This window comes from Flavobacterium sp. ZB4R12, assembly GCF_048276375.1.
Classification (GTDB): domain Bacteria; phylum Bacteroidota; class Bacteroidia; order Flavobacteriales; family Flavobacteriaceae; genus Flavobacterium; species Flavobacterium gawalongense.
The window spans coordinates 23,340-38,617 of sequence record NZ_JBLNKS010000020.1 but is presented as its reverse complement, the minus strand read 5'-3'; the positions used below and the strand labels follow the sequence as shown (position 1 = coordinate 38,617).

The 15,278-nt window shown below is 32.8% G+C and carries 14 protein-coding genes and 2 pseudogenes; 13 read left to right on the top strand and 3 right to left on the bottom strand.

Features of this window, described 5'->3' with window-relative positions; all coding sequences use genetic code 11:
* Positions 1–2: 2 nt before the first annotated feature.
* From ACNO7W_RS14455 to ACNO7W_RS14445, 3 genes are all read left to right on the top strand, one after another.
* On the top strand, positions 3–476 hold the full coding sequence (locus ACNO7W_RS14455) for a DUF6495 family protein (RefSeq protein WP_143386541.1): 474 nt from the start codon (positions 3–5) through the stop codon (positions 474–476).
* Between the two features lie 76 nt (positions 477–552).
* Complete coding sequence (gene ligA / locus ACNO7W_RS14450; RefSeq protein WP_417938658.1) at positions 553–2,556, top strand: NAD-dependent DNA ligase LigA; 2,004 nt, start codon at positions 553–555, stop codon at positions 2,554–2,556.
* A gap of 94 nt (positions 2,557–2,650) precedes the next feature.
* Positions 2,651–3,238: a lysoplasmalogenase family protein gene (locus ACNO7W_RS14445; RefSeq protein ID WP_417938657.1), complete on the top strand. Its 588-nt coding sequence runs from the start codon at positions 2,651–2,653 to the stop codon at positions 3,236–3,238.
* On the opposite strand, the pseudogene ACNO7W_RS14440 reads toward ACNO7W_RS14445, so the two are convergent.
* The 3 genes and pseudogenes from ACNO7W_RS14440 to ACNO7W_RS14430 all read right to left on the bottom strand — a co-directional run.
* Positions 3,224–3,859 (bottom strand): annotated as a pseudogene (locus ACNO7W_RS14440) (bifunctional metallophosphatase/5'-nucleotidase); the annotation flags it as partial. The gene ACNO7W_RS14445 and the pseudogene ACNO7W_RS14440 sit on opposite strands and share 15 nt — an antisense overlap.
* A 162-nt stretch (positions 3,860–4,021) precedes the next feature.
* A complete protein-coding gene (locus ACNO7W_RS14435; protein WP_417938656.1) occupies positions 4,022–4,369 on the bottom strand; it encodes a metallophosphoesterase in 348 nt (115 codons plus the stop codon).
* 172 nt (positions 4,370–4,541) lie between these two features.
* Positions 4,542–5,322, bottom strand: a pseudogene (locus tag ACNO7W_RS14430) (5'-nucleotidase C-terminal domain-containing protein).
* 101 nt (positions 5,323–5,423) lie between these two features.
* On the opposite strand from ACNO7W_RS14430, the gene ACNO7W_RS14425 reads away from it, so the two are divergent.
* The 10 genes from ACNO7W_RS14425 to ACNO7W_RS14380 all read left to right on the top strand — a co-directional run bounded on the left by ACNO7W_RS14425 (position 5,424) and on the right by ACNO7W_RS14380 (position 15,278).
* A complete protein-coding gene (locus ACNO7W_RS14425; protein WP_417938655.1) occupies positions 5,424–5,888 on the top strand; it encodes a DUF6913 domain-containing protein in 465 nt (154 codons plus the stop codon).
* Between the two features lie 6 nt (positions 5,889–5,894).
* Positions 5,895–6,782 (top strand): 4-hydroxy-tetrahydrodipicolinate synthase, encoded by an 888-nt coding sequence (gene dapA / locus ACNO7W_RS14420; RefSeq protein WP_143386537.1) that lies wholly within the window; start codon positions 5,895–5,897, stop codon positions 6,780–6,782.
* A gap of 132 nt (positions 6,783–6,914) precedes the next feature.
* On the top strand, positions 6,915–7,709 hold the full coding sequence (locus ACNO7W_RS14415) for an outer membrane protein assembly factor BamD (RefSeq protein ID WP_417938654.1): 795 nt from the start codon (positions 6,915–6,917) through the stop codon (positions 7,707–7,709).
* An 8-nt stretch (positions 7,710–7,717) separates the two neighbouring features.
* On the top strand, positions 7,718–8,035 hold the full coding sequence (locus ACNO7W_RS14410; protein ID WP_035671643.1) for a DNA-directed RNA polymerase subunit omega: 318 nt from the start codon (positions 7,718–7,720) through the stop codon (positions 8,033–8,035).
* Positions 8,036–8,043: 8 nt separating this feature from the next.
* Positions 8,044–9,282: a bifunctional phosphopantothenoylcysteine decarboxylase/phosphopantothenate--cysteine ligase CoaBC gene (gene coaBC, locus ACNO7W_RS14405; protein ID WP_417938653.1), complete on the top strand. Its 1,239-nt coding sequence runs from the start codon at positions 8,044–8,046 to the stop codon at positions 9,280–9,282.
* A gap of 72 nt (positions 9,283–9,354) precedes the next feature.
* Entirely contained in the window at positions 9,355–10,239 is an 885-nt protein-coding gene (locus ACNO7W_RS14400) for a DUF4835 family protein (RefSeq protein WP_314897574.1), read from the top strand.
* Between the two features lie 55 nt (positions 10,240–10,294).
* The gene (gene recN, locus ACNO7W_RS14395; RefSeq protein WP_417938652.1) at positions 10,295–11,947 is read left to right on the top strand and encodes a DNA repair protein RecN; all 1,653 of its coding nucleotides are present in this window, start codon (positions 10,295–10,297) and stop codon (positions 11,945–11,947) included.
* A gap of 91 nt (positions 11,948–12,038) precedes the next feature.
* Positions 12,039–13,229, top strand: a complete 1,191-nt coding sequence (gene fabV, locus ACNO7W_RS14390; protein ID WP_417938651.1) for an enoyl-ACP reductase FabV — start codon at positions 12,039–12,041, stop codon at positions 13,227–13,229.
* 120 nt (positions 13,230–13,349) lie between these two features.
* Positions 13,350–14,159, top strand: coding sequence for an enoyl-ACP reductase FabI (locus ACNO7W_RS14385; protein ID WP_417938676.1), 810 nt, complete (start codon positions 13,350–13,352; stop codon positions 14,157–14,159).
* A 120-nt stretch (positions 14,160–14,279) separates the two neighbouring features.
* The gene (locus tag ACNO7W_RS14380) at positions 14,280–15,278 is read left to right on the top strand and encodes a glycosyltransferase (protein ID WP_417938650.1); all 999 of its coding nucleotides are present in this window, start codon (positions 14,280–14,282) and stop codon (positions 15,276–15,278) included.

Below are 15,278 nucleotides of genomic sequence, written 5' to 3'. Positions count from 1 at the left end.
TAATGAAATATTCAAGATTAACAAAAGAACAATTTGAAGAATTGAATCAGGAATTCAGTACATTTTTAGCTACACAAGCAATTGATAAAGCGGAGTGGGATAAAATAAAAGCGGAAAAACCTGAAGTAGCAGAACAAGAACTAGATGTTTTTTCTGATTTGATTTGGGAAGGGGTTCTTTCAAAAGCAACTTATTTAGAGCATTTTTCCAAAAATCATATTTTCCTTTTTCATTGTTTTGATACCCATGTTCAATCAATTGTTTTGAAATCATTAGTTCCTGAAACTGATTTCCTGACCAAAGAAGGATTGCAATGGCTTAGTGATAACATGTTTACCGATACAATTGAAATGAAAGTAGGGAAAAAAGAGTTTACCGAAGAGCGTAACACCTCAATTTTCGCATTAGTACAACAAGGTTCTTTTTTAAGTGATGGCCTTTTATACCAACAAATAAATACAATTATAGAGTCATAATTGTATTGCAGTTTCTTTTAATTTGGTTATTTTAGTACACTTTTTCAAAAACTAAAATAGCCAATTTTTATTTTCTATGGACATTCAAAATACGATTCAAACTTTAAGAGAGGAATTAAATCAACACAATTACAATTATTATGTGTTGGATAAACCAATAATTTCTGATTATGAATTTGATTTGAAATTAAAACAACTTCAAGACTTAGAAAATAAATTTCCAGAATACTTTGATGAAAATTCACCTACGCAACGAGTAGGAGGTACGATTACAAAAAACTTCCAAACTGTTCCTCACGTACATCGAATGTATTCTCTTGATAATTCCTATTCCAAAGAAGAATTAATAGATTGGGAAAAGCGTCTTCAAAAAGTTTTAGGAAATGTTCCATTAGAATATACTTGTGAGTTAAAATATGATGGTGCATCAATCAGTATTACCTACGAAAACGGAAAATTAAAACGAGCGATAACTCGTGGCGATGGTTTTCAAGGAGATGATGTGACTAATAATATCAAAACTATAAAATCAATTCCGTTAAAGTTAAAAGGAAATTTTCCCGATAAATTTGATGTGCGTGGTGAAATTATTTTACCTTTTGCCGGTTTCGAAAAAATGAATCAGGATTTAATCGAAATTGGTGAATTACCATATTCAAATCCTAGAAATACAGCTTCTGGAAGTTTGAAATTGCAAGACAGTGCCGAAGTTGCAAAAAGGCCACTAGATTGTTTGTTGTATTTTTTAATTGGAAATAATCTGCCTTTCAAATCTCAATTTGAAGGATTAGAAACGGCTAGACAATGGGGATTTAAAGCGCCTAAAGAAGCAAAACTAGCTCATAATTTGGAAGAAGTTTTTCAATACATCGATTATTGGGACACTCATAGGCATAATCTTCCTTACGAAACGGATGGTGTAGTGGTAAAAGTAAATTCTTTTCACTATCAGGATGAATTGGGTTTTACAGCCAAATCTCCGCGTTGGGCAATTGCCTATAAATTCAAATCAGAACAGGTTTCAACAAAATTAAACTCCATTTCCTATCAGGTGGGAAGAACGGGTGCGATTACTCCGGTGGCAAATTTAGAGCCGGTGCAATTGGCGGGAACCATAGTGAAACGTGCTTCTTTACACAATGCTGATCAAATTGAGAAACTGGATATTCGTGTAGGAGATACCGTTTTTGTAGAAAAAGGAGGGGAGATAATCCCTAAGATTATTGCCGTTGATTTGAGCAAACGTCCAGAAAATACAGAACCAACAAAATACATCACCCATTGTCCGGAATGCAATACTGAGTTAGTGCGAAGTGAAGGCGAAGCAAATCACTATTGTCCGAATTTTTATGGTTGTCCTCCACAGATTATCGGAAGGATTCAGCATTATATTTCTCGAAAAGCGATGGATATTGAAGGTCTTGGTGGAGAAACTGTAGCGTTACTTTTCAATAATGGATTGGTTCATAATTATGCCGATTTATATGAATTGACCGTAGAGCAAATTCTTCCTTTGGAAAGAATGGCTCAAAAATCTGCTGAAAATTTGGTGAAAGGGGTAGAAAATTCAAAAAATATTCCTTTCGAACGCGTTTTGTTCGCCATTGGAATCCGATATGTGGGAGAAACTGTAGCTAAGAAATTAGCGAAGCATTATAAAAACATTGACGCATTGAGTCAGGCGACATTGATGGATTTGATTTTGGTGGATGAAATTGGAGACCGAATTGCACAAAGTGTGATTGACTTTTTCGAAAATCAAGAAAATAGAATGATTATTGAAAGATTAAAAAAACATGGCGTACAATTTGAAATTATTGAAAAAATAAACCCAAATGCCACCGATAAACTTTCTGGAAAAACTTTTGTAGTTTCGGGTGTTTTTGAGAAATTTTCTAGAGACGATTTGAAAAAAGCTATTGAAGACAACGGGGGGAAAGTGGGAAGTTCTATTTCTGCCAAAACAGATTATGTTGTTGCCGGAGATAATATGGGACCAGCCAAACTAGAAAAAGCCAATAAACTAAATATCCCGATAATTTCTGAAGATGATTTTATGAAACTGACAAATGAAAGCTAATACACCTTCTCTTATACTTTATTTTTCCGCCTGCATATTGACTATTTTATTTAATTTGCTAGGGCAGGAATCATTAGTGCTCTATGCAAAGTCTATGGTGGTACCCTCAATTTTTATTTATTATTTTACGACCAATAATTATAAAATTGATTTAGTAAAAGCTGGTATTTTTCTGTTTTCTTTTATAGGGGATGTTTTTATTTTGATGGATTATAATGATTCAGAAACTGGTTCAGTATTGAGTTTTTTGATTGTTTATTTACTATTGGCCATTCCTCTTATTAGTGGCTTAAAAAAAATAAAGTTTGATAAAATAGATATTTTATCATTGCTGATTGTAATAATTGTGATGGTTGTTTTATCGACTACAATTTTGAGTTTGCAATTGGAGAAAATGAAAACAGATTTTTCAATTATTATAATTTATAGTATTGTATTAAGCATGTTGATTTGTATATCTGTTGTAAATTACGTTGCAAAAGGCACTTTTGCTTTTCTAAATTTACTGCTGATGTCCGTTTGTTTATTGCTTTCTGATATTTTTTATGTGCTGAATGGATTTTATTTATCACTTTCCGTTTTTAGTCTGATCGAAATGACCTGTCAGGTGTTTTCTTATTTTTTCATGGTCAATTACTTTATTGCTAACGATAAATGGGTCAATAAATTAAACAATAATTGATGTTCCATGTGAAGCATTCTGTTTATTGTTATCCAAATAAAAATCAATTCTACCTAAATTAATTCCGTAACAACCTACTTGATTCACCAAAACTTCTTTGCCAACAAGATTTTTTATAACGGTAGGTTTATCAAGAAAAGTATGTGTATGACCGCCTATTATTAAGTCAATATCTTGGGTCAGTTCCACTAGTTTTAAATCACAAATCTTATTCGGTTCGTCTTTGTATTTATACCCTAAATGTGACAAGCAAATCACTAAATCACACTGCTGTTCTTTTTTTAAAACCCGAACCATATCTTGCGCCGCCTCAACAGGATTATTGTAAACAGTCTCTTTGTACATCGCTTTATCCACCAATCCATCGAGTTCAATCCCAAGACCAAAAACACCAACTTTAATGCCGTTTTTATTAAATATTTTATACGGTTTTACAAAACCATCCATCACTGTGTTTTTAAAATCATAGTTTGCTGATAAGAATTCAAATTTCGCATGAGGCATTTGCGCATACAAACCTTCAACACCATTATCAAAATCATGATTCCCTATTGTGGAGGCATCATAGTGCATCATGCTCATCAATTTGAATTCTAATGCTCCGCCATAATAATTAATATGACTATCCGTAATGCGGACTAAAATCATTTCGAATACAATTTTCGTCGTTTGTACATTTATAAAGCATAAATATTAGCCCACAGATTGTACAGATTATACCGATTTACACGGATTTTTTTACTCGGTGAATCAAACAGTTATTTAAATCTGTGCAAAATCCGTTCAATCCGTGTTATCTGTGTGCCATATTTTATCCTTTGGAACATATTGCGGACTGTCATAATAATTAAAATACGGCGTTCCCTGAAAAATATCACCGGCATCAAGCAGTAATACATTTAAATTTTCTTTTCTGATTGATTCTATAAGAGCCGCTCTTCGTACAACGCCGCCCATATTAGGATTTCTAGGATGATCAGCTGGAAAAGGATCAATATAACTATGTACATCATTCGTATGTAGAATCGTCAAGTGTTTTACCTCCGGAGATGTAAAGCTGGTTAATGGCAATCCTAAACTCAATAAAGCGGTACTTGCAGCGGTTTTTTCAATAAAATCTCTTCTTTTCATTTTAATTTTTTTTGGAGCTGTTTACTTCGTCAGTTCGCTTCGCTCGTGTCCTGCTGTCCGCTATATCTTTATGTTTTTAAAAGAAAAACATAAAGAATGTCGCTTCCATCAGGGCTAGGGTTGTATATTTATGAAACTATTTTCTAGTTATTTAAAACGGAACACTTATTTTCTATTCAACAGTAATTCTGATATCATTTACAACAGGAATTGTATCGACTTCTTTAAAATAATCAATTAGAATATTTCGTAATTTATAATCTAAAACATATTTCTGAACGCCTTTTTTAAAGAAATTCATATTGTCACCACCATTGGATAAATAATCATTGGTACCCACATAATAAATTTTGTCTTTTTCAATTGGCTTTCCTTGAACTAAGATGTTCTTGGCTGCATTATTTTTGTCAATTGTAAAGGTTATACCGGATAAAGGATGTGGTTTTTTTTCAGCAATAAAATAATCAACTAATTCAAAAACTTGTTCTCCTTGTTAAAGCAATAACAACCATACTGTTTTCAAAAGGCATAATTTCAAAAGCAGTTCTGCTCGTAACATTTCCTTTTGGAAGAATAGAACGGATGCCTCCATGATTCAGTAAACAGATATCGATATTCTTTTTTTCTCTTGCATTAATAATTAAATTGCCTCGCATCAAGGTAACATCGGCAAGTAAATTACCAATAGTAGTCTGCCATTTACCGGAACTTTTATCTAATGTTACCGGACAATACGCCAAAACGCTGTCTAAATCTTTATTAATGTGTTCGCGGTATGGTTTAATAAAATTTTCAATTTGAGGAACTTGGTTTTCTTTTTCAGTAATTGGGATTCTTTTACCTTCTATCTTCGTAACGTAATAATTTTGTTTACTACAGGAAGTGATAAAAATAAATGTTAAGAATATAACAAAAAGTTTTAAAACATCGTTATACTTTTTTAGATTTACCATTTCAAATGCGACTTAATTAATTAATTTTGTAATCAAGTAAAAGTAATATGTTTTTAAATTACATAAAGGATTTTTCTGTAAAAAAAATATTAAAAAACAGCTTGCATAATGTTAAAAGCAGTTCGCTTTCAACTTCGATACAAACTGTTGGGTTACTTATAGACGCCAGTTATTTTTCGAAAAAAGAGACCTTGATTAAGGAGTTAATAGCAAACGGAATTTCAGCAAACAATATTAAAGTTATTGTTTACAAAGACAAATTTAAAAAAAGCGATGCACGTACTCATACTGCTTTTGGAGCAAAACATCTCAATTGGAAAGGGGAGATTACAGATCCACAGGTAAATGATTTTGTTAACGAGAAGTTTGATTTGCTAATTAGTTATTATGATGTTGAAAAAGCAATTTTAATGGTTGTTACCCACAATTCAAAAGCACAATTTAAAGTTGGATTTTCATCAATAGACAAAAGATTAAATCACTTGATGATTAACACCAATACTGAAAATTTTAAAGTTTTCACTCACGAATTATTTAGATATTTAAAAATATTAAACAAATTATAATCCAATATGCAATCATTAATAGGAACAGGTGTTGCCCTTGTAACACCATTTAACGAGGATTTTTCAATTGATACTGAAGCATTAAAAAGAATTGTAAATTTCTCAATTGATAATGGAATTGAATATCTTGTAGTGCTTGGTACAACTGCTGAAAATGCAACATTGTCTCAAGACGAAAAAGAATTAGTTATCAAGACGGTAATAGAAATTAATAATGGAAGATTGCCATTGGTATTAGGCGTTGGCGGTAATAATACAATGAAAGTTGTAGAAGAGCTTAAAACTAGAGATTTATCACAATTTGTGGCTATACTTTCGGTTTCACCTTATTATAATAAACCTACTCAGGAAGGGATTTACCAACACTTTAAAGCTGTTGCTGAAGCCTCTCCGATTCCTGTTATTTTGTATAATGTTCCCGGAAGAACGGCAAGTAATATATTGCCTTCAACTGTTTTGCGTTTAGCAAATGATTTCGAAAATGTGGTTGCTATCAAGGAAGCGGCTGGAGATATTGTTCAAGCGATGCAAATATTGAAAAACAAACCAAAAGATTTTCTTGTGATTTCTGGCGATGATATGATTGCTTTGCCAATGGTTTTGGCAGGTGGATCTGGCGTTATATCCGTAATTGGACAAGGTTTTCCAAAAGAATTTTCTGAAATGATCCGATTGGGTTTAAATAGAAAAGTGGAGGAAGCATTCAAAACGCAATACCTTTTATCGGATGGTATCGATATGATTTTTGAGCAGGGAAATCCTGCAGGAATCAAACAAGTGTTTCTGTCACTGGGAATAGCTGAAAATACAGTTCGTTTACCATTGATAAAAGTAGATGAATCATTGGCTAACAGAATTGGGCAATTTGTTGAAAAAATCAATAAACAAGCGTAAAAAGCAGTGTCTTTTTTTATGCAAAAATATATTTTGCAGTAGCTAAATTAATAACTAAATTTGCCACCGAAACTTCGGTATGATTTTCTGTATATTGAACACAACACAGAAATTGTAAAAAAAAGTAAAAAAATGAAAAAAATAATATCTCTATTGCTTCTCGTTACTCTTTTTTGTTCTTGTAACGAATATCAAAAAGCATTAAAAACCGAAGATATTGCTGTAAAATTTGAAATGGCTACTAAATTGTACGATGCAGGTAAATATTCAAAAGCGATTCGTATTTTTGAACAAATTGCTCCGGCGTACAGAGGGAAACCTCAAGCGGAAAAATTGTTTTACATGTTTGCACAGTCCTATTACAAAACCAAGCAATATTATTTAGCTGGGTATCAATTTGAAAGTTTTGTTTCGGGTTATCCAAAAAGCGAGAAAATTCAAGAAGCAGCTTATTTAGGTGCAAAAAGCTATTCCATGTTATCACCGGTTTACAGCTTAGATCAGGCAGATACAGTGAAAGCGATAGATAAATTACAGACATTTATTGATACTTATCCTAACTCGGAATATTTGACAGAAGCAAATGTAACTGTAAAAGCGCTAAGTGAAAAAATAGAGAAAAAGGTATATGAAAATGCAAAAGGATATAATACTATTTCAGATTTTAAATCAGCGATAGTTGCTTTTGATAATTTTATAGCTGATTATCCTGGAACAACATTCAAGGAAGATGCGTTGTTTTATAAATATGATTCGGCTTATCAACTGGCAATCAATAGTGTTCCTGCAAAAATGCAAGAACGATTAAATGTTGCAGTAGTGGCACATTCAAATTTGATTAAATTTGATGCTAATACCAAATACAAAAAGAAAGCAGACGAAATGTTCGCTAGAATTGAAAAAGATTTACAAAAATTTACTAAATAAATAAAGTCATGGATTTAAAAAAGACGAATGCTCCGGTAAATACAATAACGTACAACAAGAATGTTATTGAGGAACCTACTGGGAACGTGTATGAAGCGATAACCATTATGGCTAAAAGAGCAAACCAAATCAATTCTGAAATCAAAAAAGAATTGACTGAGAAATTGGAAGAATTTGCTACATATAATGACAGTCTTGAAGAAGTTTTTGAAAATAAAGAACAAATTGAGGTTTCAAAATTTTACGAAAAATTGCCTAAGCCTCATGCTTTAGCAGTTCAAGAATGGTTAGATGGTAAAATTTACCACAGAGATTCAAATAAGTAATAGTAGTAATGTCAGTTTTAATCGGTAAGAAAATTTTACTAGGTATTTCTGGTGGAATTGCAGCCTATAAAACAGCTTCATTAGTACGACTTTTCATAAAAGCAGGTGCACATGTCCAAGTGATAATGACACCTGCTTCTAAGGATTTTATAACTCCATTAACGTTATCTACGTTATCTAAAAATCCTGTATATTCCAGCTTTTACAATCAGGACGACAACCTGGGCGAACTGGCGAAGCAAAACGAAAGATGGAATAATCATGTTGAATTAGCACTTTGGGCTGATGTAATGGTTATTGCTCCTGCTACTGCTAATACCTTGTCAAAAATGGCAAATGGTACTTGTGATAATCTTTTGATTGCAGCATATTTATCGGCAAAATGTCCAGTTTATTATGCGCCTGCAATGGATTTGGATATGTACAAACATCCCTCCACCATTGCTAATTTTTTCTCTCTGACTCAATTTGGTGACACCATAATTCCTGCTGAAAGTGGAGAATTGGCAAGTGGACTTTCAGGAGAAGGAAGAATGGCCGAACCCGAACACATTGTTGCCTTTATAGAAGCTGATTTAGAAAGCAGATTGCCATTAAAAGGAAGAAAAATATTAATTACTGCCGGTCCCACATACGAAGCGATAGATCCTGTACGTTTTATAGGAAATCATTCTTCGGGAAAAATGGGTTTTGATATTGCCTCAAGTGCTGCAAATCTGGGTGCTTCAGTACTATTAGTTACTGGTCCTACACATTGTAAAGCAACCCATCCATTGATAAGAGTGATTCCTGTGGTTTCTGCTCAGGAAATGTATGATGCCTGTCATCTTTATTATGCTGATGTAGATGTTGCAATTGCAGCTGCTGCAGTTGCGGATTATAAGCCTAAGAATGTAGCTTCGCAAAAGATAAAAAAGAATGCTGATGATTTCACTATTGAACTGGAGAAAACAAAAGATATTCTGGCTTCTTTAGGTCAAAGTAAAAAAAATCAGTTTTTAATTGGTTTTGCTTTGGAAACAGAAAATGAAATTGAAAATGCTAAGTTGAAAATTCAGAAAAAAAACTTAGATTTGATAGTTCTAAATTCTTTGCAGGATAAAGGAGCTGGTTTTGGAAAGGCAACAAATAAAGTTACTTTTATAGATAAGTTTTTTACTATCGAAGCCATGGAATTGAAATCGAAAGAAGCAGTTGCCGATGATATTCTAAATAAAGTAATTGCGCACTTTTATGAAATGAGCTAGCGGATTGCAATTCAAACGGCAATGATGATGTGTGATTTACAGATGACCCATAAGAAACAATAGAGGCTACAGATGAATAAAATAATTACTTTTCTTTTACTACTGACTTTTGGGCTTACGCAAGCGCAACAGTTAAATTGTACTGTGACAGTAAATGCACAAAAATTAAGTAATGCAAATCAGCAAGTTTTCAAGACCCTGGAAACATCGATAAGTGAATTTGTAAACAAAACGGATTGGACAGGGCAGACTTTCAAGCAAAACGAAAAGATTAATTGCTCGATGTACATTACCGTTTCATCGAATAGCGCAGACCAATTTACAGCCACTATTCAGGTACAATCATCAAGACCAGTTTTTAATTCCTCCTATGCATCTCCTGTATTAAATTATAATGACAAAGACTTTAGTTTTAGATATACTGAGTTTGAAAATTTAATTTTTAATCCAACTACTTTCGATTCTAATTTAGTTTCGGTAATAGCGTTTTACAGTTATGTGATTTTAGGAATGGATTCGGATACTTTTGTTTTGGAATCTGGAAATCCAAATTTTGAAATAGCCCAAAATATTTCCAATGTTGCGCAACAAGGAGGTTCAAAAGGATGGGGGCAAACGGATGGAAATCAAAATCGATATTTTTTGATAAACGATATTTTATCCCCGGCATTTAAACAAGTCAGACAAACCATGTATGACTATCATACCGGATTAGACCTGATGAGTCAGGATTTAAAAGCCTCTAAAGAAAAAATAAAAGGGTCGTTAATTAATCTGGCAAAATTAAATGCTTCAAGACCTAATGCCTTTTTAACGCGTGTTTTTTTTGATGCCAAATCAGATGAAATAGTTTCTATATTTTCTGGCGGACCAAGTATCACTATATCAGATTTAGTCGATAATCTGAATAAAATTTCTCCTTTGAATTCAAGTAAATGGGTGCTGATAAAATATTAATTGGGCTTCAATTTTTAGTTTAATCCTTAGCTCCTCATCACAAAACAATATATAAATGATAACGTCACTTTCGATAAAAAACTATGCTTTAATAGAAAAATTGACTATCGATTTTTCAAAAGGTTTTTCAACAATTACAGGAGAAACAGGTGCTGGTAAATCAATAATTTTAGGAGCATTAGGACTGGTTTTAGGAAAAAGAGCGGACTTAACTTCTTTAAAGAATAAAGAAGAAAAGTGTATTATTGAAGCTCATTTTGAAATTTCAAAGTATAATTTGTTACCATTTTTTGATGCCAATGATTTGGATTATGAAAATGAAACTATAATTAGACGTGAAATCCTCCCTTCAGGGAAATCAAGAGCTTTTATCAATGACAGTCCTGTAAATCTTCAGGAACTTCAGGAATTGAGTCTGTTCTTAATTGATATTCATTCGCAACAGCAAACCCAAGAACTTTCGGATGAAAACGTTCAATTCGATATTATAGATGCCATTGCCAATAATAAAGAGACGATTCTGGATTACCAATCGCTTTTGAAAAGTTATAAATCGGATAAATCCAAATTGAATTCGTTACTGAAAAGACAAAGTGAATCTAAGAAAGAACAGGAATACAATACTTTTTTATTGGATGAATTAGTTGCGGCTCAATTAAAATCAGGTGAGCAAGAAACTCTTGAAGCTGATTTTGAGAAGTTGAACAATGTGGAGATTATTAAAGAATCGATCGATAAAGGGTTGGCTATTGCCAATGAAGAACAGATAGGAGTCTTGAATAATTTGAAAGAAATTAAAATTTCATTACAAAAAATCGCTCCTTTTTCAGCTGAATATCATTCTTTATTGGAAAGAATTACAAGCGTAACGATTGAGTTTGATGATATTTCGGATGAGATGAATCGCTGTTCAGAAAAACTAGTTAATGATCCGGAGCAATTGGATTTAATTAGTCAAAAGTTGCAGGTTATTTTTAATTTGCAAAAGAAGCATCAGGTTACTACGGTGGATGAATTACTTGAAATCCAAGCTAACTTAGAAAATTCAGTTTTAGAATTAGGAAATATAGAAGAAGAAGTCCTAACATTGACGCATTCGATCGAACAAAAAACAATTACGTTAGATGGAATGTCGGCTATAATTCATAATAATAGATTCCAATCTATTCCGGTTTTATCTCAAAAGTTGATTGCGATTTTAGAAACTTTGGGAATGCCTAATGTCCGTTTCAAAATTGACATTAATGCTACCGAAACGTATTTTCAAAATGGGAAAGATGAACTTCAGTTTTTATTTTCTGCCAATAAAGGAACTGATTTTGGCTTATTGAAAAAAGTGGCTTCCGGTGGAGAAATGTCCAGAATTATGCTGGCTGTTAAGGCAATATTAGCACAATATTCAAAATTACCAACACTAATTTTTGATGAAATTGACACCGGTGTTTCCGGAGAGATTGCAATCAGAATGGGAGAAATCATGAAAGAAATGAGTCAGGAGATGCAAATTTTTGCCATCACCCATTTACCTCAAATCGCTGCAAAAGGAAATGCACATTTCAAAGTATTTAAATCAACTGTTGGTGAGGATACGCAATCTGAATTAAAGTTATTAAACGAGGAAGATCGAGTAGTGGAAATTGCACAAATGTTATCAGGAACTATCGTTTCTGAATCAGCCTTAAATCACGCAAAAGCCTTGTTGAACTAATATTTTGCTTTATATTTGCTCCCTTTTAGGAAGTATTTTGCGAAAGCTTAAAAACAATTATACAAAAAATTAAATTAAAGAATAACCAAATATGATTATAGAACCTAGAATGAGAGGATTTATTTGTACGACATCTCACCCAAAAGGATGCGAACAAAATGTTAAAAATCAGATAGAATATATAAAATCAAAAGGAAATATTAATGGGGCTAAAAAAGTCTTAGTAATTGGAGCTTCAACTGGTTTTGGGTTGGCTTCCAGAATTACAAGTGCTTTTGGTTCTGATGCAGCAACGATTGGTGTGTTTTTTGAAAAAGCACCTTCTGAAGGAAAAACGGCTTCACCAGGTTGGTATAATTCTGCAGCTTTCGAAAATGAAGCTCATAAAGCAGGTTTGTATGCTAAAAGTATCAATGGAGATGCATTTTCTAATGAAATAAAAAAACAAACATTAGATCTTATCAAAGCTGATTTAGGCCAAGTGGATTTAGTTATTTATAGTTTAGCTTCTCCTGTTCGTGTTCATCCGGTTACGGGTGTTATGCATCGTTCTGTTTTGAAACCAATTGGAAGTACTTTTACGAACAAAACTGTTGATTTCCATTCTGGTAAAGTTTCCGAAATTTCTATTGAACCATGTAGTGGTGATGATATTGAAAATACAATTGCTGTAATGGGTGGTGAAGATTGGGGTATGTGGATTGACGCTTTAAAAGCAGAAAATTTATTGGCACCTGGAGCTACTACTGTTGCTTATTCTTATATTGGACCATCATTGACTGAGGCAGTTTATAGAAAAGGAACAATAGGTCGTGCCAAAGATCATCTTGAAGCAACTGCATTTGCGATCACTGACGGTTTAGCTGACATTGGTGGAAAAGCATTTGTTTCTGTAAATAAAGCATTGGTAACTCAAGCAAGTTCTGCGATTCCTGTTATTCCATTGTATATTTCTTTATTGTACAGAATAATGAAAGAAGAAGGAATTCATGAAGGTTGTATTGAGCAAATTCAACGTTTATACCAAGAAAGATTATATACCGGAAATGAAGTTCCTGTAGATGAAAAAGGAAGAATTCGTATCGACGATTTAGAAATGCGTCCTGATGTTCAAGAAAAAGTAGCTAAATTGTGGATTGAGGCTGTTACTGAAAACTTATCTGAAATAGGTGATTTAGAAGGATACAGAAAAGATTTTCACAATCTATTTGGCTTTGAAGTAGGTGGAGTAGATTATAAAGAAGATACAAACGAAGTGGTAAACATCGAAAGTATTGGGTAATCCTAATTTACTAAATTAAATATTTAGTTTCCGTAATGCATCTTAATTTCACAATGGTTTTATTCATTTCGAAATTAAGGTGCATTATTTTTTTATAAAAAACAGACTTAAATTAATTGTATTATGTATAACTTACTAAAAGGAAAAAGAGGAATTATTTTTGGAGCATTGGATGAAAATTCTATTGCTTGGAAAACAGCTGAACGTGTTCATGAAGAAGGTGGGACTTTCGTGTTGTCTAATGCTCCGGCTTCAATACGAATGGGAACCATTGATTTGCTTGCGCAAAAAACAGGTTCTCAAATTATACCTGCTGATGCAACTTCCGTAGCTGATTTAGAAAATTTGGTGGATCAAGCTATGGAAATACTTGGAGGTAAAATTGATTTTGTTTTGCACTCTATCGGAATGTCTGTAAATGTTAGAAAAGGAAATCATTATACCAATCAAAATTACGATTATACTGAGAAAGGCTGGAATGTATCGGCGGTTTCCTTTCATAAAGTAATGCAGGTTTTGTACAAAAAAGATGCCATGAACGAGTGGGGAAGTATTGTTGCTTTATCTTATATGGCGGCGCAACGTGTGTTTCCTGATTATAATGATATGGCAGATAATAAAGCATATTTGGAATCTATAGCCCGTAGTTTTGGTTATTTCTTTGGAAGAGATAAAAAAGTAAGAGTTAATACCATTTCGCAATCTCCGACAGTCACAACTGCGGGTCAAGGCGTAAAAGGTTTTGGAGGTTTTATAAATTTTGCCGAAAAAATGTCGCCTTTGGGAAATGCATCTGCCTTAGATTGTGCTAATTATACGATAACACTGTTTTCTGATTTGACCAGAAAAGTAACCTTGCAAAATTTATTACACGATGGTGGATTCTCAAATATGGGAGTAAGTCAGGAGGTAATGGAAATGTTTGAATAAAAAACAAAAGTATTTATATAACCATCAATTAATAGTTGATGGTTTTTTTATGGATAAAGATTATATTTGTTAAAATTCTTGGAGTCTAAAAATACACCTTTTAATACCACATTCAAATTTATGTTATTTTCCCTAATTATTCCAGTTTACAATCGTCCAGAAGAAGTTGACGAGCTTTTAGAAAGTTTGTCACAATCGGATTATAATCAAGAGTTTGAAGTTGTAATAGTTGAAGATGGATCTTCATTACCCTGTGAAGAGGTGGTACATAAATATGATGATAAATTAAAGATATCCTATTATTACAAGGAAAATTCTGGTCCCGGAGATTCCAGGAATTACGGGATGAAAAAAGCAAAAGGAGATTACTTTATTATTTTTGACTCCGATTGTATTATTCCAAAGGAGTATTTAACAGAAGTTGACAAAGCTTTAAAACAAAATTATGTAGATTGTTTTGGTGGTCCTGATAAAGCTTTAGATAGTTTTTCGGATATACAAAAAGCAATCAATTTTGCAATGACTTCTTTTCTTACCACTGGCGGAATTAGAGGCGGTTCAGAAAAAATTGATAAGTTTCAGCCTAGAAGTTTTAATATGGGATTGTCTCGTAAAGCTTTTGAAGCGTCCAAAGGTTTTGGTAATATTCATCCTGGGGAAGATCCAGATTTATCGATTCGTTTATGGAATTTAGGCTTTGAGACTAAACTTTTTCCTAAAGCATTTGTATATCACAAGAGAAGAATTGATTGGGATAAGTTTTCGATTCAGGTGAATAAGTTTGGTAAAGCGAGACCCATTCTTAACAGTTGGTATCCACAATACAATAAACTTACTTTTTTCTTTCCTTCTGTTTTTATAATAGGATTTTTTACATCCTTACTATTATTGGTTTTCAATTTTGATCAGCTGCTTCAGTTGTATTTTGTTTATTTTTTGGTATTATTTTTGGTGTCTACTTATCAGAACAAGAGTGTTAAAATTGGGTATTTATCATTAATAGCCGTTTGGAAACAATTTTATGGTTACGGAATAGGATTTTTAGAATCATTTATAAAAATCATCATTCTGAAGCAAAAACCTCAAGAGGCTTTTCCCGAGTTATTTTTCAAAAATTAG